General features: G+C 63.1%; 16 protein-coding genes and 1 tRNA gene. 9 read left to right on the top strand and 8 right to left on the bottom strand.

Going from position 1 to position 21,183, the window contains the following annotated elements:
* The 5 genes from PJK54_RS16130 to PJK54_RS16110 form a co-directional block, all read right to left on the bottom strand.
* The coding region (locus PJK54_RS16130; protein ID WP_271303358.1) for a retention module-containing protein at nt 1-2,951 on the bottom strand (2,951 nt) is incomplete at its 3' end.
* A gap of 217 nt (nt 2,952-3,168) precedes the next feature.
* Entirely contained in the window at nt 3,169-5,247 is a 2,079-nt protein-coding gene (locus PJK54_RS16125; protein WP_271303357.1) for a transglutaminase TgpA family protein, read from the bottom strand.
* Nucleotides 5,244-6,242, bottom strand: coding sequence for a DUF58 domain-containing protein (locus tag PJK54_RS16120; protein WP_271303356.1), 999 nt, complete (start codon nt 6,240-6,242; stop codon nt 5,244-5,246). The genes PJK54_RS16125 and PJK54_RS16120 overlap by 4 nt, the downstream gene beginning before the upstream one ends.
* Nucleotides 6,239-7,168, bottom strand: coding sequence for an AAA family ATPase (locus PJK54_RS16115; protein WP_077380031.1), 930 nt, complete (start codon nt 7,166-7,168; stop codon nt 6,239-6,241). The genes PJK54_RS16120 and PJK54_RS16115 overlap by 4 nt, the downstream gene beginning before the upstream one ends.
* A 100-nt stretch (nt 7,169-7,268) precedes the next feature.
* Nucleotides 7,269-7,781, bottom strand: coding sequence for an NUDIX hydrolase (locus PJK54_RS16110; RefSeq protein ID WP_271303355.1), 513 nt, complete (start codon nt 7,779-7,781; stop codon nt 7,269-7,271).
* A gap of 153 nt (nt 7,782-7,934) precedes the next feature.
* Between PJK54_RS16110 and PJK54_RS16105 the strand changes: the two genes are divergently transcribed.
* Nucleotides 7,935-9,629 (top strand): acyl-CoA dehydrogenase family protein, encoded by a 1,695-nt coding sequence (locus PJK54_RS16105; protein WP_271303354.1) that lies wholly within the window; start codon nt 7,935-7,937, stop codon nt 9,627-9,629.
* 22 nt (nt 9,630-9,651) lie between these two features.
* Nucleotides 9,652-10,161 (top strand): copper chaperone PCu(A)C, encoded by a 510-nt coding sequence (locus PJK54_RS16100; protein ID WP_271303353.1) that lies wholly within the window; start codon nt 9,652-9,654, stop codon nt 10,159-10,161.
* A 123-nt stretch (nt 10,162-10,284) separates the two neighbouring features.
* Here the strand turns inward: PJK54_RS16100 and PJK54_RS16095 are convergent, their stop codons facing one another.
* The gene (locus PJK54_RS16095; RefSeq protein WP_176494327.1) at nt 10,285-10,896 is read right to left on the bottom strand and encodes a LysE family translocator; all 612 of its coding nucleotides are present in this window, start codon (nt 10,894-10,896) and stop codon (nt 10,285-10,287) included.
* 1,195 nt (nt 10,897-12,091) lie between these two features.
* Nucleotides 12,092-12,177: transfer RNA gene (locus tag PJK54_RS16090), tRNA-Leu, on the bottom strand.
* Nucleotides 12,178-12,511: 334 nt separating this feature from the next.
* On the opposite strand from PJK54_RS16090, the gene queA reads away from it, so the two are divergent.
* The 5 genes from queA (at nt 12,512) to secF (ending at nt 18,161) form a co-directional block, all read left to right on the top strand.
* Entirely contained in the window at nt 12,512-13,603 is a 1,092-nt protein-coding gene (gene queA, locus PJK54_RS16085; protein WP_271303352.1) for a tRNA preQ1(34) S-adenosylmethionine ribosyltransferase-isomerase QueA, read from the top strand.
* Nucleotides 13,604-13,733: 130 nt separating this feature from the next.
* Complete coding sequence (tgt, locus tag PJK54_RS16080) at nt 13,734-14,852, top strand: tRNA guanosine(34) transglycosylase Tgt (protein WP_127734466.1); 1,119 nt, start codon at nt 13,734-13,736, stop codon at nt 14,850-14,852.
* 131 nt (nt 14,853-14,983) lie between these two features.
* On the top strand, nt 14,984-15,319 hold the full coding sequence (gene yajC, locus PJK54_RS16075) for a preprotein translocase subunit YajC (protein WP_077380041.1): 336 nt from the start codon (nt 14,984-14,986) through the stop codon (nt 15,317-15,319).
* A 73-nt stretch (nt 15,320-15,392) separates the two neighbouring features.
* Nucleotides 15,393-17,243: a protein translocase subunit SecD gene (secD, locus tag PJK54_RS16070; protein ID WP_077380043.1), complete on the top strand. Its 1,851-nt coding sequence runs from the start codon at nt 15,393-15,395 to the stop codon at nt 17,241-17,243.
* Between the two features lie 12 nt (nt 17,244-17,255).
* Nucleotides 17,256-18,161 (top strand): protein translocase subunit SecF, encoded by a 906-nt coding sequence (secF, locus tag PJK54_RS16065; protein WP_077380045.1) that lies wholly within the window; start codon nt 17,256-17,258, stop codon nt 18,159-18,161.
* A 122-nt stretch (nt 18,162-18,283) separates the two neighbouring features.
* Here secF and PJK54_RS16060 read toward each other — a convergent pair whose 3' ends face one another.
* Nucleotides 18,284-19,078: an inositol monophosphatase family protein gene (locus tag PJK54_RS16060; protein ID WP_271303361.1), complete on the bottom strand. Its 795-nt coding sequence runs from the start codon at nt 19,076-19,078 to the stop codon at nt 18,284-18,286.
* A gap of 354 nt (nt 19,079-19,432) precedes the next feature.
* On the opposite strand from PJK54_RS16060, the gene trmJ reads away from it, so the two are divergent.
* The gene (gene trmJ / locus PJK54_RS16055) at nt 19,433-20,230 is read left to right on the top strand and encodes a tRNA (cytosine(32)/uridine(32)-2'-O)-methyltransferase TrmJ (protein WP_077380049.1); all 798 of its coding nucleotides are present in this window, start codon (nt 19,433-19,435) and stop codon (nt 20,228-20,230) included.
* 9 nt (nt 20,231-20,239) lie between these two features.
* Nucleotides 20,240-21,136: a serine O-acetyltransferase gene (gene cysE / locus PJK54_RS16050; protein ID WP_077380051.1), complete on the top strand. Its 897-nt coding sequence runs from the start codon at nt 20,240-20,242 to the stop codon at nt 21,134-21,136.
* Nucleotides 21,137-21,183 lie beyond the last annotated feature (47 nt).

The raw sequence follows: 21,183 nt of genomic DNA, 5'->3' as shown, positions 1-21,183 counted from the left end.
TCCACTCCAGTGATGACGATATCGACCGTAGTGGTCGAGCCATCGCTCAGTGTGACAACGAACGACTGACTGACAGTGTCACCTTCATTCAACCCTTGGACGACAGCGGCTTCGTTATCGAGCGTGTAGGACCACTCACCTGACTCATTGACGCTGAAAGTGCCGTAATCGTCGCTCTGAGTGCCAGCGACCACATCTGTACTTTCAACATCGACAAGCGTGCCGGAAGCTTCAGTAACACCATCCTCTATTACTGCGCCCGAATCACTGCCAACTAAAGCACCCACGTCATTGCCGGTCGCGGTGTTGCCAGCCGGGTCGGTAACCGAGGCTTCGACGCTGTATTCGCCTTCACTCAGCGGCGATTCCGCATCGACAGAATAGGTGCCATCTTCGACGGTCGCGGTGACGGTCTGTTCATTACCGTCGCTGTCGGTCATCACCAGCGTGACAGTGCTGCCATCTGGCGCATCGGTGGTGCCGACGATGGTCGGCGTGGTGTCAGAGGTCAGCGCGGGGGCATCGACGGTCAGGCTCGGCGCGCTTGCGTCGATCTCGCCCACGTCATTGCTGGTCGCGGTGTTGCCAGCCGGATCGGTGACGGTGGCTTCGACGCTGTACTCGCCTTCGCTCAGCGGTGTCTCGGCATCGACGCTGTAGGTGCCGTTCTCGACGGTCGCGGTGACGGTCTGCTCGTTGCCTTCGCTGTCGGTAATGACGAGCGTGACGGTGCTGCCGTCTTCGGCATCGGTGGTGCCGACGATGGTCGGCGTGGTGTCGGAGGTCAGCGCGGGGGCATCAACGGTCAGAGCCGGAGCGGACAGATCGATCTCGCCCACGTCATTGCTGGTCGCGGTGTTGCCGGCCGGGTCGGTGACAGTGGCCTCGACGCTGTACTCGCCTTCGCTCAGCGGGGTCTCGGCGTCGACGCTGTAGGTGCCATTCTCGACGGTCGCGGTAACGGTCTGCTCGTTGCCTTCACTGTCGGTGATGAGCAGCGTGACGGTGCTGCCATCTTCGGCATCGGTGGTACCGACGATGGTCGGCGTGGTGTCGGAGGTCAGCGCCGGCGCATCGACGGTCAGTGCCGGGGCGGACAGATCGATCTCGCCCACGTCATTGCTGGTCGCGGTGTTGCCGGCCGGGTCGGTGACAGTGGCCTCGACGCTGTACTCGCCTTCGCTCAGCGGCGTCTCGGCATCGACGCTGTAGGTGCCATTCTCGACGGTCGCGGTGACGGTCTGCTCGTTGCCGTCACTGTCGGTGATGACCAGGGTCACGGTGCTGCCGTCTTCGGCATCGGTGGTGCCGACGATGGTCGGCGTGGTGTCGGAGGTCAGCGCCGGCGCATCGACGGTCAGGCTCGGCGCGCTTGCGTCGATCTCGCCCACGTCATTGCTGGTCGCGGTGTTGCCGGCCGGGTCGGTGACGGTGGCTTCGACGCTATATTCGCCTTCGCTCAGCGGCGTCTCGGCATCGACGCTGTAGGTGCCATTCTCGACGGTCGCGGTAACGGTCTGCTCGTTGCCTTCACTGTCGGTGATGAGCAGCGTGACGGTGCTGCCGTCTTCGGCGTCGGTGGTGCCGACGATGGTCGGCGTGGTGTCGGAGGTCAGCGCCGGCGCATCGACGGTCAGGCTCGGCGCGGACAGATCGATTTCGCCCACATCATTGCTGGTCGCGGTGTTGCCGGCCGGGTCGGTGACAGTGGCCTCGACGCTGTATTCGCCTTCGCTCAGCGGCGTCTCGGCGTCGACGCTGTAGGTGCCATTCTCGACGGTGGCAGCGACGGTCTGCTCGTTGCCGTCACTGTCGGTGATGACCAGCGTGACGGTGCTGCCGTCTTCGGCGTCGGTGGTGCCGACGATGGTCGGCGTGGTGTCGGAGGTCAGCGCCGGGGCATCAACGGTCAGAGCCGGAGCGGACAGATCGATCTCGCCCACGTCATTGCTGGTCGCGGTGTTGCCGGCCAGATCGGTAACAGTGGCTTCGACGCTGTACTCGCCTTCGCTCAGCGGCGTCTCGGCATCGACGCTGTAGATGCCGTTCTCGACGGTCGCGGTAACGGTCTGCTCGTTGCCGTCACTGTCAGTGATGACCAGAGTCACGGTGCTGCCGTCTTCGGCATCGGTGGTACCGACGATGGTCGGCGTGGTGTCGGAGGTCAGCGCCGGGGCATCGACGGTCAGAGCCGGAGCGGACAGATCGATCTCGCCCACGTCATTGCTGGTCGCGGTGTTGCCGGCCGGGTCGGTGACGGTGGCTTCGACGCTGTACTCGCCTTCGCTCAGCGGGGTCTCGGCGTCAACCGTATAGGTGCCGTTCTCGACGGTCGCGGTGACGGTCTGCTCGTTGCCGTCACTGTCGGTGATGAGCAGCGTGACGGTGCTGCCGTCTTCGGCATCGGTGGTACCGACGATGGTCGGCGTGGTGTCGGAGGTCAGCGCCGGCGCATCGACGGTCAAGGCCAGGTCGGTTTCCGTCGACTCAGGATCCAACCCGAGGCCATCTTCGTCTTCATCGGTATAGGTGGGATCGGTGAACCCACCTTCATATTCGTAGGAAGTGCGCTCGACACGGCCATCCCGGCCGACGCCAGAGGCATCCAGGAAGCCACTGCGACTGCTGCCCGGAGACCCTGCATTTTCCCCCGCTGCCGGTGCCTCCTGGATGGCCGTCGGGTCTTCGCCTCGGGCAATCGCTTCGCGCAATGCTTCTACCGTCGGGTCGACAGGTGCGTCATCGCGAGACTCAGCGAGCAGCACCTCGATACCGATCGGGGCCCCTTGCGGCACCACCAACCGAGAACCGTCTTCCAGCACGATGATCGCTCCCTGCGGCGCGATCAGGGTGGCAGTAGGTTCAAGCGTCATTCCATTGACGACACGCTGCGACTCGTTAGTGGCGGAAACAACAAGTACTGTGCCTTCTGTGCGAATGACCTGAACCATGGGGACTTACTCCTGCTGGGGAAAGGTGCTGCATCATGCTGCGAAGGGCGCAATGGCATGATCGACAAAATCAGATGGTTACATTTTGATACACAAAAACACTTACCGCAACCTAGCAATTTTCCGTAGTGGTGCCACGCAACGAGACTGAGATACCTAATCTCGAAAAATACCCAGAAAACAAGGAATCACACACCACCACGATGGAAAACGTGAACTATGACAACTTACGGCATAACGCTGACCACTGGCGACGCATGCTACGAGAAGACGAGCCGCCGGCATGAGAAGCGCCCTCTTGCGCGTCATCATTGTAAATCCATTGTTCAACGACTTCCGACAACTGTAACAATTCTTTAACATTATCCGGCTGCAGCCGTGCGACACGCCGCAGGTGACTGCCGGGCGCCTCACCCGGGCCAGGGCCAAGCCCGGAGCGCTCCAGACGCTTCGCCAGACGACGGTAGGCTCTGACACCGGCATGTGTCGTTACCTCACGGCCAGACCAGAGCACCAGCACCGCCCCTACCAGTACCACACAGGCCAGCAATCCGAGTACCCCCCAGACCAGCCACTCCCAGCGAAACTCGCCGAACATCCGCTGCCACAGACTACGCTGCTGTTCCAGGCGGAACCCCACGACACTTCGCTGCCAGCGGTACTCGAAACGCTCCCACTGACGCCTCAGATCACGAAGCATGGAATTATTCAGCGTGAAGGCGCGCAGACCGGCATCTGCCATGAAACCCGGCTGACCTTGCAGACTGAGCGCCCCCTGGGCAATACGCTCGGGAGCCACCGCCGCCGTCGGGTCGAACCGGTGCCAGCGCCCCCCATGGAACACCTCGACCCAGGCATGGGCGTCGTACTGTCGAATGCTCAACTCACGCTCACCGCTCGCGGCGCCACCCTGCGCCTCTCCACCGAGATAGCCCGCCACCATGCGCGCCGGGATTCCTGCTGCCCGCGCCAGAAAGACGGTAGTCGATGCGTAATGCGTGCAATACCCCTGCAGGCTATCAAACAGGAAATCGTCCACACGATTCATGCCCTCAAGACGCGGGGGCGTGAGGGTGTAGTGGTAAGGCTGACGATGGAAATGCTGGAACAGGAGGCGAAGGAAGCCCTGGGGGTCTCCACCCGCCTGATGCATCAGATCACGAGCGAATGCGCGAGCACGGAGGTTGCCATCCTCAGGCAACAGCAGATCCAGACGCTGCATCCATTGTGGTGCCGCCAAGGGAGGCTGACCGGAGGAACTCAATTTCAGCAATGCACGGGTGTTGAGTGACGACATCCCTTCCAGAGTGCCGTCCACCAGATAACGCGCCTCCTGATCACTCGACAACGGAGCGCCGAGGCTTGGCCGCCAAGGGCGCGGGTCCGGCTCCAGCAACAGCTCATAACGGTGCCGGGGGCTGCCGCCGTCCACGCCCCTGCCACGCACGGCATAGCGCGACGCCGGCCCACCCAACGCACTCTGCAGCCTATCAGGGGAGGCACGTGACCAGCGCACGCCATCAAACAGACTCAAGGTATAGACACGCCAGTAGCGCTCTGAAGCTGCCGGCAAGGCACCGTCGAAACGGGCTCGGAAAGCCAGCTCGTCACTGCGCCCCAGCGCTGCGATATCACCGGGCGATACGCTATCCGTCAGACCGGTCGTGGCCTCTTCCAGCTGAGGAACGTTCCAGAGTGGCGGCAGACGGGGAAACAGCACGAACAATCCCAGCATCAGCGGCAATGACAAGCCCATCAACCAGCAAGTCTCACGCAGTGCCTCACCACTGCGGCGCGCTCCGGCGATCAGGACCAGACCACCGATCAGCCAGCCAGCGGCCAGAATCGCCGCAGCTGCCATCACCGGCCCCTGATCATGCAGGAATGCGGAGGCCAGCACGACAAACCCCAGCCCACAGACCACGCGACCATCACGCAGGCTGTCAGTTTCCAGCAGCTTGAGCAGATAGATTCCCACCAGCAGGCCGATCATCGCCTCCAGGCGCAACATCTGCCCGTATTCCAGAAACAGCCCTGCTGCCACCAGGCATACCGCCGCCAGCCGCAGCAGAATGCCGGCACGCGGTACGCGGGCGCGCAATTGCTGAAACCGCCATAGCGCCGCCAGCAGCGCAGGGAGTGCAAGCCAGATCGGCATCCACAACAGATGCAGCGCCAGCACGAGACACTGGCCAATGAACAGGTGGCGCAGTTCAAGCCAGCCAAGCGCCTGATCAGGCGTCAGAGGTTTGCGTTGCCACCAGCGGCGAGAGACATTGCCATGTGCTCGCGTCATGTCTTCGCCCTCCCGGCCAGCTCTCGAGACGCCACGGCCTGCTGCTGAACCTCCCAGGGCAGCACCGTCTCTCCTCCAAACAAGGCCAGCGCTTCCAGTACGCGTCGCCGATGCGCCCCACCACTGGCGATGGCCAGCGTCTGGCCCGGCAGGCGCAGCCCATAGGTCGCCTGTGACTTCTCCGCCGCCAGCACGCGTGCCGTCAATTCGCCGAGACGCTGTTCCATGTCGCCATGGCACGCCTCGTAGTCCAGCCACAAGGAGGGACGTGCCGGCGTCTCGAAACGCTTGGTGACCAGCTCACCGCTGCGCCCCCAGTGCTTCCAGGCCACATGCGCCGGTGGATCACCGGCCACATAGCGACGCAGGCCGGCGAAGTCGCCCTGCTCGACCTGTTCCAGCGTATTACGACTGCGCTGCGGTGCGGCCGGCATCTGCGGACAGGGGTGGATCATCACCGGCATCTCGATCGCGACCCAGGACCACAGACGCACCAGCCCCAGCGGCCAGCGAGACTCCAGCGTCAATGGCGGCAAGGTGAACTGCCCACGAAGAGCGACCGGCAGCCCCATGGGCGCACTGCCCTCTCCGGCATGAATCTCGAGACGCTGACGACTATCCCCGAGACGCACATCGATGGCGCGCGCCCGCGCCCGCCCGCTCAGCCGGACCAGCAGGCGCAACTCACCGCCTGCGTAGGCCTCGCCATCCGCGATCAACTGGACGCGCACACCGGCAAGATTGCGCCAGCTTCGAAAGATGCTGATCACCGCCAGCGAGAACAGCCAGAATGCGAGCGCATGCGCGAGGGAATTCTCGTAGTTGATCCCCAGCAGCAGCAGCATGCACACCAGCACCGCCCAGAACAGGCCGAAGGGCGTGGGCAGGATCATCAGACGGGCATGATGGAGCGCCTCACCGCCGGCGATGGACATCCTGCGCAACATGCGCGCCTTGAGTCGGCCCCATGGTCCGACACTGGCCGCTCGTGTCATGCAGGCACCACCGCCACCTGCCCCAGCAGATGGCGAGCCACGGCATCTCCCTCCGCGACACTGCCCTCGCTCAGGCGATGGCCGACCACCGGCGCCCAGACGGCCTGGACATCCTCTGGCAGCACGTAGTCACGCCCCGCGAGCAACGCCCAGCCACGCGAGGCGTTGGCCAATGCCAGCACGCCTCGCGTCGACAGGCCGTAAGGCACTTCCGGCGACGACCGTGTGGCAGCGACCAGCGCCTGCAGGTAATCCAGCAGCGGTTCAGAGAGACGCACGCGCGTCACGGATGCCTGCCACTCACGCAGTACCTCGAGCGGCAACAGGGGACGCAGCGCCTCGATGTGCTGGCGACCGGCATTGCCTCTCAGTATCTCTCGCTCAGCCGCAGGCTCTGGATATCCCAACGAAAGACGCATCAGAAAGCGATCCAGCTGGGACTCAGGCAACGGGAAGGTACCGGATTGCTGAAGCGGGTTCTGAGTGGCGATGACGAAGAAAGGCTCCGGCAGACGACGCGTCTCGCCCTCCACGGTCACCTGTCGCTCTTCCATGGCCTCCAGCAGCGCACTCTGGGTCTTGGGCGTGGCACGATTGATCTCATCCGCCAGCACCAGCGAGTGAAAGACGGGGCCCGGATGGAAATGGAAGGCGCTCTCACGAGGGTCGAAGACCGACACGCCGAGAATGTCGGCGGGCAGCAGATCACTGGTGAACTGGACGCGCTGCATGTCGGTGCCGATCAGGCGCGCCAGCCCCTGGGCCAGCGTCGTCTTGCCAAGCCCGGGCAGATCCTCGATCAGCACGTGGCCCTGACACAGCAGACAGCACAGAGCGAGCCGGATCTGATGCGGCTTGCCCGCCAGCACGCTCGACAGTGCAACCTCCACCTCTTCCAGCTGTTGGGGCGATACCTTGGCATTCATGCGCAGACTCCAGCACAGAGAGTGGTAGGGAGAGTGGGACAGAGAAAGCACATGCAGACGCGCGCAGGGACATGGCGCGCCGCCGACAGGCCATCATTGCCTACTCTTCCATGGCAGAGACGAGAAAGCCCTCACGAATGAGGCGTTCAAGCGCCATACGGCTGTCCGGCGTTGAAGGATGCAATTCCAGCGCCTGTTGCGGTGTCACCCAGAAGGCGTCAGCCACCTCCTCGGCCTGAAGTGTCAAGGGACCGTCATAACGTGCGAGGTAGGCGCTGCCATAGACATGATTGGTGGCATCGCGATAGCAGAAATCGAAGCAATGTCTGAGCGCGACGCACCGGGCACCGATCTCCTCCTCCAGCTCGCGTCGTGCGGCCACGTGGACCGCTTCGCCCGCGCCGACCACCCCTCCGCTGGCGAGGTCGAAATACCCCGGAAAGACTTCCTTGCTCATGGTGCGTTTCTGGATACACAGCTCTCCACTGGCATTGAGCACGAAGGCATAGGTCGCTCGATGCCAGTAGCGATAACGTCGCATCTGGCGACGAGGAGCCGTACCGCATGGGCGATTGCGTGCATCAACCAATTGAATGATTTCGTCCTGGATCACCGTACCCTGTCCTTTCCCTGTGCTGATCGTCGCGATGCCACGCACCGACTGATGCCCCCACGGTAGCAGAATGCGACGCAGCTGCCTTCCACTCCGCCAGCAGGCCGCAGGTGTTCTACGCTCAAGGCATACCTCTCATGACAGGACCCCACGATGCCCGACTCGCTGCCTGCGTCCTCGACTGAGCACTCTCGTGAAGAGGAGCGGCCTGCTCCATGGCGCGATGAGGTGCTCAATCAATCGGCACCACCGCTGCGCCATGCCTTCGTCGATGACCTCCCCTTGCGTGAGGCGCTGCGCTGTCACGCGCCTGGGCTCTCGGCGGACCTGCTCACTCGCCTGGCCGACCTCGGGGCGCAGGTGGGCACGCTCGAGACCCGCGCGATGGGGTTTGCCGTCAACGCGCATCCGCCGGTCCTCCACACCCATGACCCACAAGGGCGGCGGCGGGATGACGTCGAGTATCACCCCGACTATCACCGGCTGATGCGCATCGCCCTGGAAGGTGGCTGGCACAGTGTCGCCTGGGAGGCGGAAGGCTGCGGAGGACATCAGGCCCATGTCGCCGCCCTTTACCTGCTCACCCAGGCCGAACCCGGTTTCTGCTGCCCGATCACCATGACCCATGCCGCCTGGCCCGCGCTGCGTCAGGATGAATCTCTGGCCGCCTTCTGGGGCCCTCGCCTGCGGGCCCGCAGCCACGACCCGAGAACCTGTGCCCCTCGCGACAAGCACTGCGCGACCTTCGGCATGGCCATGACGGAACGTCAGGGCGGCAGCGACGTCCGTAGCAACCTGACACAGGCACACGCTGAGGGTGAAGGCTATCGCCTCAACGGTCACAAGTGGTTCATGAGTGCCCCGATGTCAGATGCCTTTCTGACTCTGGCGCAGCTCGAGGAAGGGCTGACCTGCTTCGTGGTACCGAGGCGACGGGAGGATGGCAGCCACAATGGCCTGCAACTGCAACGCCTCAAGGACAAGTGCGGCAATCGCGCCAACGCCTCAAGCGAAGTCCGGCTGGTCGATGCGCGCGGGCAGCGCCTTGGTGAGCCGGGACGTGGCATCACCACCATTCTCGAGATGGTCCACCAGACCCGACTGGATGCTGCCACCGCGCCGGTGGCACTGATGCGCCAGGCACTGGTCGAGGCACTGCACCACTGCCAGCAACGTCATGCCTTCGGCAAGCCGCTGGCCAGCCAACCTTTGATGCAGCAGGTGCTGGCAGACATCGCACTGGAAGTCGAAGCCGGCATCGCACTGTGTCTGCGCATTGCGCGACAGTTCGATGACGCCACTCGGGAACCGGATGCGCGCCCCCTGGCCCGCCTTGCGCCGTCGATCGCCAAGTACTGGCACAATCGTCGTGCACCGGCACTGCTGGCAGAGGCCATGGAATGCCTGGGCGGCAATGGCTACATAGAGGAACACCTGACAGCGCGCCTGTATCGCGAAGCCCCTGTCAACGCCATCTGGGAAGGTTCTGGAAACGTGCTGTGTCTGGATGTCCTGCGCACTCTGGCCCGTCACCCCGACGCAGGCGAGGCGCTGCTCAGCGAGCTCAGGGACGCCCGGGGGCAGAGTCCTCGCTATGACGCCGCACTGGCCACCTTCGAACGCGGCAACCTCCTTCATCACGCCGAGGAAGCCCGAGCCCGGCAACTGGTCCAGTCACTGGCCGTGCTATGGCAGGCTGCCCTGCTGATTCGCCATGCCCCTGCCGACGTGGCCGAGGCCTTCTGCGCCACACGACTGGCAGGCACCGACATCCCCGGCGCCACTGGCGTACATGGGCTGCCGCCGGGCATGTCACCCCGCCATCTGTTGGCACGGGTACTGCCATGAAAGGCCAAGGAGACGACACCACGTGACACGACTCTCACGCGCGAGCCTGATGCTGGCAATCGCCATGAGCGGCATCCTGTGGATGCGCACCGATGCAAGCACGGCGACGCCCCCCGTGGCGACAGACCCCATGCTGGAAAATCCCGTGCTGGAAAATCCCGTGCTGGAAGATGCCTTCGCACTACCGACGCCTTCGGGCGCGACGACCGCTGCACTCTATATCACGCTCTCGCTCCTTCGAGGCAATGTCACGCTGACAGGCGCCAGCTCTCCCGTGGCGCAGAGCATCGAGCTGCACGAGATGCAGATGCGCGAAGGCCGGATGCACATGCGCCAGCTGAGACACCTGCCCCTCTCCCCCGAGTCCCCACTGAAGATGCGGCCGGGAGGTGGGCCCCATCTGATGCTGACTGGGCTGACTCAGCCCATCTCGTCAGGCGATGAAATCCCCGTGACCCTGCACTTTCAGGCACGCCCGGACCAGCAGATCAGGGTTCCCGTGAAGGATTACTCCGACATCTTCACTCCGTGATCTTCCGGCTCCACCAGCCCCCCCTGCAACGCAACGCGGCCCTGACATCACCTGTCAGGGCGGCCGTCTTCTACCAGGCAATCTCATTCCTCAACGGTGCATGTCACTCCCGACATGCGCCGGTCAGACACCCCATACGACCCGCAGCGCCAACGCCAGCAACACGATACCGGTCAGGCGATTGATCCATACCGCCCGCGCCTGAAGCCAGGGCAGCACCCGCGAGTGCGACAGTACCATCGCCACCAGCACATACCAGGCACCGTCGATGCCCATCGCCGTCACGACCACCAGCCACTTGCCCATCTCGCTCATCTCCGGCGTGATCAGCTGACTGAGCAGCGCCACGAAGAACAGGATCAGCTTGGGATTGGCCAGCGCCACCATGAAGCCATCGCGAATCGCCATGGAACGGGATGTGGTGACGGCCTGCGCCTCCAGCGCCCCGCCACGGCCCGCCCGCAATGCCTTGACGCCCAACCAGGCCAGATAGGCCGCCCCCAGAATCATGATCGCCTGGAACATGCCCGGATAATGAACGATCAAGGCACCAAGTCCCCAGGCGGTGAGCGCGGCATACAACCCGACCCCCAATGCATGGCTGATACCAGCGGCGACTCCCGCACTTCTGCCACCTCCCAGCGTGTGGCGAAGCACCATCGCCAGACTCGGCCCGGGCGACATCGCCCCCATGGCGCACAGCGCAACCAGTGACAACCACAGATTCAGTGGCATCCAATGCATGACAGTCTTTCCATGTTCCATGGCAGTTCGTGAAAGCGATGCTTGAACAGCGGTTCGCCGCCAGGCGCCCCTCGAGCATCACGCGAGTTCCATTCAAGTTCAGTACAGGTTCTGAATCCCCTGCCCGCGATGGCTGACGGGATGAGAGCGCTTTCCGTATTCAGCCTTCCCCTCTGCAGCTCCAGCGGATACGCCCGATTGTACCAAGCGTCAGACTGGCCCGGCAGCGACATCACCATGTCATGTAGGCGACATTGGTCTTGCACATGACGTGAACCATCAAGCGCGCCGGACAGCGTCGCCAGCGAATCAGAACGATCGAACGCCACATTACATGAGAACATCTTGATATGAGACTATCTTTAAGTACACGATCTTACATACCTGAAAACTTGTGCAACAAATCAACTCTTGTACAAGTTTTCAATAATCAGTAATTTCTTAATCGCTGCTCAGGGAGAGCGGCGAGTTCAGCGTAGTGATGGGCTAAGTGCACAGGCAAGTGCAGCCAGGGAAAGGCCCTGTCAGAGGATGACTCGCGAGTGTGGGGGCTATGCCACGCGGCCAGAAAGATCCGTAAGCCTGAGCTGGTGGGCTTACGAATCTTGATGACTGGCAAGCTCGCGAACTCAAGGAAATGAGACCACTACGCTGAACCTCACCGAATTCAGTCGAATGCTGAGAGGGAGAGGAGAAATGAAAGGGAAAGCTCGAGCGGCTCTGTGTTGTCCGGTATGTTCCGGCCTCAAGATGGACTATCAATACCATGCACCATCCGCCGACCATCTCGTAAACTGCCAGGATTGCCGCGAGTTCATCGGCATGTGGTCTACCCTGCGCCAGGAACTCGCGATACAGAGCACGCGCATTGCACTCCTTGACCCTTCCCTCGCAAGCAACAGCATCTACCGACGCGTCAAGAGCGTTCCACATCAGGCGTGAATCGCCGGCAGATGCGCCAGAGACAAGAAAGCCCCGACATCCGGTCGGGGCTTTTTTATGCCTCAGACACCCAGACCATCATCTGGCAAGAGCGCGAGGAAAGGACAGAGAGGAAAGAGGAAAGAGGAAAGAGGAAATAGAAAGAAGAGTGCTCTGGGATCACAAGGCAATGAAGTTGAGAGCAATGAATCTGAGGCGAAGGCCAGAAACGCAAACAGCCGCTCGTGAGCGACTGTTTTCAAGATGGTGCCGGTGGTCGGACTCGAACCGACACGCCTATTAAGCGGCGGATTTTGAATCCGCTGCGTCTACCAATTCCGCCACACCGGCAATGGAGCGAAATTATACGGAAGCCTACGCCGAGGTCAACGAGTTTTCACGCCAGATCAGACACATGCAACGCATCCCAGCGACGGATTCACGCACTGAGCGGGACAGGTCGTTCGAAAACGGGACTTCGCGCGAGCCATGCCATTCGGTATCATGAGCCACCTTTTTCGCCTGCCCAGGCTCGCCAGTCCATCCTGCGTATCGCCCCTGACCACTGCCTCTCGAGAGCGGGCAGACAGACAGACGCGCTAACGGCATGAACGCCTGCGAGCAGGGTATCTCCATTGCAGCGGAGCGCCTTCTGCGCGCCGTGCCACCAGAGTTTCCGTTGGCCATGTCACGAATCGATTCCGGCGATGCCTCTGGCGTTGCCCCCTCCGCTTCCAAGCGCCCGCTCCAGCGCAGTGATTATGATTTCAGTCTGCCGGATGAGCTGATTGCCCGCTACCCTTCCGAGCAGCGCAGTGATTGCCGTCTGCTGCACCTGGACGGCAAGAGCGGCGAGATCGTGCATCGCCACTTTCCTGACCTGCTCGAGCAGCTGGAACCCGGCGATGTCGTGGTCTTCAATGACACCCGCGTGATCCCCGCGCGCCTGCACGGCCAGAAGGCCTCCGGCGGCAAGATCGAGATGCTGCTGGAGCGTCCGCTGGATGCACACCGTGGTCTGGCGCACATCCGCTCCAGCAAGTCGCCGAAGCCGGGCACCGAGCTGATCTTCGAAGGCGGCATCACCGCCGTGGTCGAAGGTCGGCAGGACGCGCTGTTCGAGCTGCGCTTCCACGGCGAGACGCCGATGATCGAGCTGCTCAACCAGCATGGCCACATGCCGTTGCCGCCCTATATCACCCGCGATGACGAGCTGTCGGACCGCGAGCGCTACCAGACGGTCTATGCCAGGCGCGATGGCGCCGTGGCCGCACCGACGGCTGGCCTGCACTTCGATGAGCCGATCATGGCCGCCATGGCCGAGAAAGGCATCGAGACCGCCTTCGTCACCCTGCACGTCGGTGCCGGCACCTTCCAGCCGGTGCGTGTCGACAGCATTCTCGAGCACCACATGCACAGCGAGTGGATCGAGGTCGGTCAGGAAGCCTGTGACACGATTGCGCGTGCTCGTGCGGCCGGCCGTCGCGTGGTCGCTGTCGGCACCACCAGCGTGCGCTGCCTTGAAAGTGCTGCCAAGGCCCACGGTGGCGAGCTGGCACCTTACTCCGGTGACACCGACATCTTCATCTACCCCGGTTATGAATGGCAGGTGGTGGATCTGCTGATCACCAACTTCCATCTGCCGGAATCGACCCTGCTGATGCTGGTCTCGGCCTTCGCCGGGTACGAGCACACCATGGCCGCCTACCAGGCTGCCGTGCAGGAGCGCTACCAGTTCTTCAGCTATGGCGATGCCATGCTGCTGGAACGCGCCTGACCCGAGCGATACCTCATCACATGAGCCACGTCATGCGCAGTTAACACGACGTGGCTTACGCTAGCCCCACACCCGCTGCGGCCTGTTTCGCCGCCAAGCCTTAGAGAGAACCATGCGCAAAGAATGCTTCATGAGCTTCGAGAAGCTCGCCACCGATGGTCGCGCGCGACGCGGCCGCATGACCTTCCCGCGCGGCACGGTGGAAACCCCGGCCTTCATGCCGGTCGGCACCTACGGCACCGTGAAGGGCATGACACCGGAATCCATCAAGGAGATCGGCGCCGAGATCATCCTCGGCAACACCTTCCACCTGTGGCTGCGCCCGGGCACGGAAGTCATCGAAGCGCATGGTGACCTGCATGATTTCGCGCAATGGGACAAGCCGATCCTGACCGATTCCGGCGGCTTCCAGGTCTTCTCGCTGGGCAAGACGCGCAAGATTACCGAACAGGGCGTTCACTTCCGCTCACCGGTGGATGGCTCCAAGGTCTTCATGGGCCCGGAAGAGTCGATGGCCGTCCAGCGCTCGCTGGGGTCCGACATCGTGATGATCTTCGATGAGTGCACGCCGTATCCGGCCACGCATGACGAAGCCCGCAAGTCGATGGAGATGTCACTGCGCTGGGCCCAGCGCTCCCGCGATGCCCATGGCGATTCCCCCTCGGCATTGTTCGGCATCATCCAGGGCGGCATGTATCCGGACCTGCGCGAGAAATCCCTCGAGGGCCTGAAGAAGATCGACTTCGATGGCTACGCCATCGGTGGCCTGTCCGTGGGCGAACCCAAGGACGAGATGATCAAGGTGCTCGACTACCTTCCCGAGTGGATGCCGGAGGACAAGCCGCGCTACCTGATGGGTGTCGGCAAGCCGGAGGATCTCGTGGAAGGCGTGCGCCGTGGTGTCGACATGTTCGATTGCGTGATGCCGACCCGCAACGCGCGCAACGGCCACCTGTTCACGCCGACCGGTACGGTCAAGATCCGCAATGCCGTCCACAAGCACGATACGTCACCGCTGGACCCGGACTGCGATTGCTACACCTGCACCAACTTCTCACGCGGCTACCTGCATCACCTTGATCGCTGTGGAGAAATGCTCGGCTCCATGCTCAACACCATCCACAATCTGCGCTACTACCAGACCGTGATGGCTGGTTTGCGCGGTGCAATTGAAGCGGGTACATTGCAGGACTTCGTGGAACAGTTCTATGCCGCGCGCGGCCTGCCGGTGCCGCCGCTGGCCGACTGATCGAATCGAAGCGCGACCGGAGAGCAACCCGCTCCGGTCGCCTTGGTATCTGACTCGAGACAGGCGTGAAGCAGCGCTCGAATCACGCTCATTGCATAACAACAGTTCACTCGTAACCTCTGGAGATACACATGCTGGAATTCCTGATTCCTGCCGCACACGCGGAAGCCGAAGCGGCTGTCGCCGGCGGCGGCGCCATCGGCCAGATCGTCATGCTGGTCGGCTTCGTGGTCATTTTCTATTTCCTGCTCTGGCGTCCGCAGTCCAAGCGCGCCAAGGAACACAAGAACCTGATCAGCAACCTGGCCAAGGGTGACGAGATCGTCATCGGTGGTGGCCTGGTCGGCCGCATCACCAAGGTCAGCGAGCAGTTCATCACCATGGAGCTGAACGAAGGCAACGAAGTCAACGTGCAGAAGTCCGCCGTGGCTGCGGTCCTGCCGAAGGGCACCATCAAGTCCATCTGATCTCCCTCCTGCTGCCGGCCCCTGTGCCGGCAGCATGCTATTTCTCTCCCGCTCCACCAAGGACAGGGCTGCCATGCTCAACCGCTATCCGCTTTGGAAGTACCTGGTGATCTGCCTGGTACTTGCCGTCGGCGTGATCTACGCATTGCCGAATCTCTACCCCGAAGACCCGGCCGTGCAGATCAGTGCCGCCAGCGGCGCCGATGCCATCGACCAGCAAGATCTCGATCGCGCCACCAGCGCCCTCGAAAACGCCGGCATCACGCCCAAATCCGAGGAACTCAATGGTTCCACCGGCCTGATTCGCCTCACCAGCAACGACCAGCAGCTGCGTGCCAAGGAACTGATCAGCGACACCCTTGGCGATGACGCCATCGTCGCGCTGAATCTGGCTGATGCCACGCCGTCGTGGCTTTCCAGTCTCGGCGCCTCGCCGATGAAGCTGGGGCTTGATCTGCGCGGCGGGGTCCACTTCCAGCTGGAAGTCGACATGGACGCCGCGGTCAAGCAACGCCTGGAAGTCAACGCCAGCGCCATCAAGGAAACCCTGCGCGAGGAGCGTATCCGCTACCGCGGCAGTGAGGTCAACGATGGCACGCTGAGCCTGACCTTCTCCGACGACGAAGACCGCTCGAAGGCACGTTCACTGGTCTCGCGCGACTTCCAGAACTTCGAATACGATGAGCGCGATGTCGATCGTGGGGCCGTACTGGATCTCACTCTGACGACCGCCGCCATCAAGGAGATTCAGGATTACGCGGTCAATCAGAACCTGACCACGATCCGCAATCGCGTCAACGAGCTGGGCGTCTCCGAGCCGCTGGTGCAGCGTCAGGGCCCGAACCGCATCGTGGTCGAGCTGCCGGGCGTGCAGGACACGGCCGCCGCCAAGCGCGTACTGGGTGCCACCGCCAACCTCGAGTTCCGTCTCGAAGCGGCCAGCGACACGCCCTCCAGCGAGATGGAAACCTTCGCCTTCCGCAACCAGCCGGGGCGCACCGCCAACATCATGAAGGACGTGATCATCAGCGGTGACAGTGTCTCCAGCGCCAGCACCAGCTTCGATGAAAGTGGCCGTCCGCAGGTCAACATCAACCTGGATGGCACCGGTGGCTCGATCATGAACCGCGTCACGCGTGCTGCCATCGGCCGCAACATGGCGGTGCTGTTCATCGAGCACAAGACCCGCACGCGCACCGTGATGGAGGATGGCGAGGAAGTCGAGAAGCGCATCCCCTACACCGAGAAGGGCCTGATCAGTCTGGCGACCATCCAGAGCGCGCTGGGCAACAGCTTCCGCATCACCGGTCTGGATTCCCCGACCGAGGCGAAGGAGCTGTCGCTGCTGCTGCGTTCCGGCTCGCTGGCCGCGCCGATCTACTTCGTGCAGGAACGCACCATCGGCCCGAGCCTGGGTGCCGAGAACATCTCGCGCGGCATCCTGTCCGTCGAGCTGGGCCTGCTGCTGGTCGTGCTGTTCATGCTGGCCCGCTACAAGGCCTTCGGTGTCGTCGCCAACGTGGCCCTGACCGCCAACCTGGCGATCCTGATCGCCGCGATGTCGATGCTGGGCGCTACCCTGACCCTGCCGGGCATTGCCGGTATCGTGCTGACGCTGGGCATGGCGGTGGATGCCAACGTGCTGATCTTCGAGCGTATCCGCGAGGAAATGCGCTCCAAGATGCCGCTGCACCAGGCCGTGCATACCGGCTTCGAACGCGCCTTCACCTCCATCGTCGATGCGAACATCACCACCCTGCTGGTCGCGGTGATCCTGTTCTCCATCGGCAGTGGCCCGGTCAAGGGCTTCGCGGTCACGCTGTCCATCGGCATCCTGACGTCAATGTTCACGGCGATCATGGTCTCGCGCGGCATCATCAATCTTGCCATTGGCGGCAAGACACTCAAGAAACTCTGGATCTGAGGGGCCATCGTGATGCGACAGTTTGACTTCATGAGCAAGCGGCGCGCGGCCTTCATCGTCTCCATCGTGCTGACGATCGTGGCCATTGGCGCCCTTGTGATTCACGGCCTGAACCTGGGCCTCGACTTTACCGGCGGCACCCTGGTGGAAGTGCAATACCAGGCGGCGCCGGCGCTGGACAGCGTACGCCAGACACTGGAAGCCGCCGGCTACAAGGACGTCTCGGTCCAGACCTTCGGTGCCAGCAACGAGATTCTGGTACGTCTGCAGCAGAGCTTCGAGGCCGGCATCGGCAATGACATCGTGGCGCACCTGCAGGCCACCGGCGATAGCGTCAACCTGATCCGTGCCGAGTTCGTCGGTGCTCAGGTCGGTGATCAGCTGCGTGACCAGTCCGGTCTCGGCATGCTGCTCGCCCTGGCCGTGGTGATGGTCTACGTGGCCTTCCGCTTCCAGTACAAGTTCGCCCTCGGCGCTCTCATCTCGCTGGGTCACGACGTCATCATCCTGCTGGGCATCTTCGCCCTGTTCGGACTCGACTTCGACCTGACGGTACTGGCCGCGGTGCTGGCCGTGATCGGCTACTCATTGAACGACACCATCATCGTCTACGACCGCATTCGCGAGAACATTCGCAAATCGCGTACCGATGACATGCCGTCGATCTTCAATGACGCGATCAACGCGACGCTGTCACGTACGCTGTCCACCTCCGGCACTACCTTGCTGGTGCTGCTGGCGCTGTTCTTCCTGGGCGGCGACATGATCCACAACTTCGCCATCGCGCTGATCATCGGCGTGGTCGCGGGGACCTTCTCGTCCATCTACGTGGCAGCGGCGCTGTTGCTGGTGGTCGGCCTGAAGCGCGTGGACCTGATCCCCCCGCCCAAGGAGCAGTTCGAGGACGGCGCGCCGTAAGCGCCTCGCTCGACCGCCCGGCACGGATCGCCAGGCACAAAAAAACCCCACCTCGCATGAGGTGGGGTTTTTTTCGTTCTCCGCGTCGCCCTGCGGCTGGCAGGACTGCGAATCACGGCGTCTTACAGGTGCGGCTGCATGGTCTGCGCCAGCGCCTTGTACAGGCGAGCACCCGCGGCCATCAGCGTGCCTTCCGCCACGACAACCGGCGTACCATCGGCGCTGCCGGCCAGTGCACCACATTCCTTCAGGAACAGGCTGACGATCTCGCTGTCCCCGGCTTCCAGACCCAGCACGTAGACGGCATCGACACGGCCGGCGGCCAGTTCGAGCACATCCAGCAGTGCACAGCCATTGGCACGCAGGGTATCGAGCTGCGGGCCGACCTGTTGGACGATGGACAGGTAGGTGGCCAGGTGACGCGGACGCTGCCAGCTTTCCGGCAGACCCATCGCCAGACGCGCACCTTCGATGGAGGTGGCATTGGTCACGCGGATACGGTGGCCGGAATGCTGGGCGCCACGACCACGGCTGACGATGTACTCTTCGTCGGTGAACGGCGCGATGACCACGGCGTGCTCGGCACGCCCCTTGAACAGGCAGACCACGGACAGCGCGAAGCCGGAAGAGGCGGATGCCAGGTTGGAATACCCGTGCACCGGCTCGATGCGCCAGTGGTAGTCAGTGCCCTGGCCTTCGCCATCACGATGGTCGGTGTAACGGCCGGAGAGGCCGTGCTGCGGATAGCCGCGTTCCAGCTGACGCACGATGTGCGCTTCGGCGCGGCGTGCGGTGTCAGCGATGAAGGTATCGAGATCGTTGTCGTTGCGCGCGACTTCGATACGTTCACGAACACGGACGAACTGCTCTGCGGCGCCGCGTGCAGCACGCAGCGCAAATTGGACCATCGGATGCATGATCAAGGCCTTGACGAGTCGGAAGCTGTTAAAGAACGGTGTGTAACGCAGCTGGCCCGGGAATCTGCCAGCGGGTGCAACGGCCACGCTCATGGCACCTGCCGGACACGGGGGTCGGCAATGCAGGAGAGCGAATACGCTACAACAGGACGGCGAAGTCTAGCAGATGCGACGCCCGGCTGCCATCGCCATCCCCGACCTTCGGCGAAGAGAGCCGGCCTGATCGGTCAGCGCCTGACTGCTCCCCGCGCCGGCTTCATGCTAGGATATCGGGTCCTGACGCACGTCCCGCCCTGCCCGGTGTCCGGGCCGCGTCGATTGCCCCGCCCTTCAATCGCTATCCTGGAAGTCCTCATGCTTGAACGTCTGCGCATTGTCCTGATCGGTACCAGCCATCCCGGCAACATCGGTGGTGCAGCCCGCGCCATGCTCAACATGGGCCTGGCCGACCTCGCTCTGGTCGCGCCGCGCTGTCAGGTGCAATGTCAGGAGTCCGCCTCACGCGCCTCCGGTGCCGATACTCTGGTCGCCAATGCCCACGTGCATGAGACGCTGGAAGAGGCCGTGGCGGACTGCAGTCTGGTGGTCGGGTGCAGCGCACGCTCCCGCAATCTGCCATGGCCGATGATCACGCCGCGCGCCTTCGGCGCCACCCTGGCCGATGAGACCCGCCTGCCGGAGGCCCGCGTGGCCATCGTGTTCGGGCGCGAGGATTCCGGGCTCTCCAATGAAGAGCTGCAACGCTGCCATCGTCATGTCCACATCCCGACCAATCCGGACTTCAGCTCGCTGAATCTGGCCGCGGCCGTGCAGGTGCTGGCCTACGAGTGCCGCCAGGCATGGCTGGCTGATCAGGAAGCCGCCGGCGAGACCCCGCGGGCCGAGGATGACCAGCCATTCGGCATCGACTGGGACAGTCCGTTGGCCAGCCACGCAGACCTCGAGCGCCTGTTCGAGCATCTGGAAAAGACGCTGATCAGCATCGATTTCCTGGACCCGGAACAACCGCGCCAGCTGATGGCACGCCTGCGCAGACTGTACCTGCGCGCCCGCCCCGACAGCATGGAAATCAACATCCTGCGCGGGATTCTCTCGTCAGTCGACAAGCAGGTCCGCCTGGCACAGACCGACGCGGCAAACCGCACTCTTTGAGGACACGCCATGTTCACTCGACTGCGTGAAGACATCAACAGCGTCTTTGCTCGCGACCCGGCGGCACGCAATTTCTTTGAGGTCCTGACCAACTATCCGGGTCTGCACGCCCTGCTGGCGCATCGCATCAATCATTGGTTGTGGCGTCACAACGCCAAGTGGCTGGCGCGCACCGGTTCGACCCTGATGCGCTGGCTGACGGGCATCGAGATCCACCCCGGTGCCACCATCGGGCGCCGCTTCTTCATCGACCACGGCATGGGCGTCGTGATTGGCGAGACGGCGCTGATCGGTGATGACGTGACCCTCTATCACGGCGTCACCCTCGGCGGCACCACCTGGAATGCCGGCAAGCGTCACCCGACCCTCGGCGATGGCGTCATCGTCGGGGCCGGCGCCAAGATTCTCGGCCCGTTCACGGTCGGCGCCGGGGCCAAGGTCGGCTCCAACGCCGTGGTCACACGCGAAGTCCCGGCCGGTGCCACCGTGGTCGGGATTCCCGGCAAGATCGTCAAGCGCGCCGAACCGGACGTGGCGGAGGAGCCGCCCGTCGATCCGGAAAGCCGCGAAGCCATGAAGGAGAAGTTCGGCTTCGATGCCTACGGCATGGGCCAGGACATGCCCGACCCGGTCGCGCGCTCCATGCACGCGATGCTCGATCACATGCATGCGGTGGACAAGCGGATCGAACAGATGTGCGGCACGCTGCGCAAGCTGGATGCCAGCTATCGCGCCGGCCACCTACCCGAGCTGGATGATGCCGATTTCGCGCAGCTGATCGATGAGCTGGGCCCCTGTGGTGGTGAGCCCGCGGACAAGCGTCCGCAGGCCCGGCCGGTCACCCGCGAAGCCGACGCCACACCCAGCGCCTCCGGTCATGGCGAGTCCGAGCGCCAGCACGGATAAAGTTGACCAAATCAGTCGGGATTGACCCCCTCGCCGCGTCTCACCAT

The sequence above is a fragment of the Cobetia sp. MMG027 genome, from assembly GCF_027947415.1.
In the GTDB taxonomy this organism is placed as follows: Bacteria; Pseudomonadota; Gammaproteobacteria; order Pseudomonadales; family Halomonadaceae; genus Cobetia; species Cobetia marina.
This window is presented reverse-complemented; position numbering and strand designations above follow the sequence as displayed.

Excerpts from the sequence above, each read along its gene's own strand:
- PJK54_RS16125 (WP_271303357.1), bottom strand. The coding sequence starts at position 5,247 with ATGACGCGAGCACATGGCAATGTCTCTCGCCGCTGGTGGCAACGCAAA.
- PJK54_RS16120 (WP_271303356.1), bottom strand. The coding sequence starts at position 6,242 with ATGACACGAGCGGCCAGTGTCGGACCATGGGGCCGACTCAAGGCGCGC.
- PJK54_RS16115 (WP_077380031.1), bottom strand. The coding sequence starts at position 7,168 with ATGAATGCCAAGGTATCGCCCCAACAGCTGGAAGAGGTGGAGGTTGCA.
- PJK54_RS16105 (WP_271303354.1), top strand. The coding sequence starts at position 7,935 with ATGCCCGACTCGCTGCCTGCGTCCTCGACTGAGCACTCTCGTGAAGAG.
- PJK54_RS16095 (WP_176494327.1), bottom strand. The coding sequence starts at position 10,896 with ATGCCACTGAATCTGTGGTTGTCACTGGTTGCGCTGTGCGCCATGGGG.
- queA (WP_271303352.1), top strand. The coding sequence starts at position 12,512 with ATGTCACGAATCGATTCCGGCGATGCCTCTGGCGTTGCCCCCTCCGCT.
- tgt (WP_127734466.1), top strand. The coding sequence starts at position 13,734 with ATGAGCTTCGAGAAGCTCGCCACCGATGGTCGCGCGCGACGCGGCCGC.
- yajC (WP_077380041.1), top strand. The coding sequence starts at position 14,984 with ATGCTGGAATTCCTGATTCCTGCCGCACACGCGGAAGCCGAAGCGGCT.
- secD (WP_077380043.1), top strand. The coding sequence starts at position 15,393 with ATGCTCAACCGCTATCCGCTTTGGAAGTACCTGGTGATCTGCCTGGTA.
- secF (WP_077380045.1), top strand. The coding sequence starts at position 17,256 with ATGCGACAGTTTGACTTCATGAGCAAGCGGCGCGCGGCCTTCATCGTC.
- PJK54_RS16060 (WP_271303361.1), bottom strand. The coding sequence starts at position 19,078 with ATGCATCCGATGGTCCAATTTGCGCTGCGTGCTGCACGCGGCGCCGCA.
- trmJ (WP_077380049.1), top strand. The coding sequence starts at position 19,433 with ATGCTTGAACGTCTGCGCATTGTCCTGATCGGTACCAGCCATCCCGGC.
- cysE (WP_077380051.1), top strand. The coding sequence starts at position 20,240 with ATGTTCACTCGACTGCGTGAAGACATCAACAGCGTCTTTGCTCGCGAC.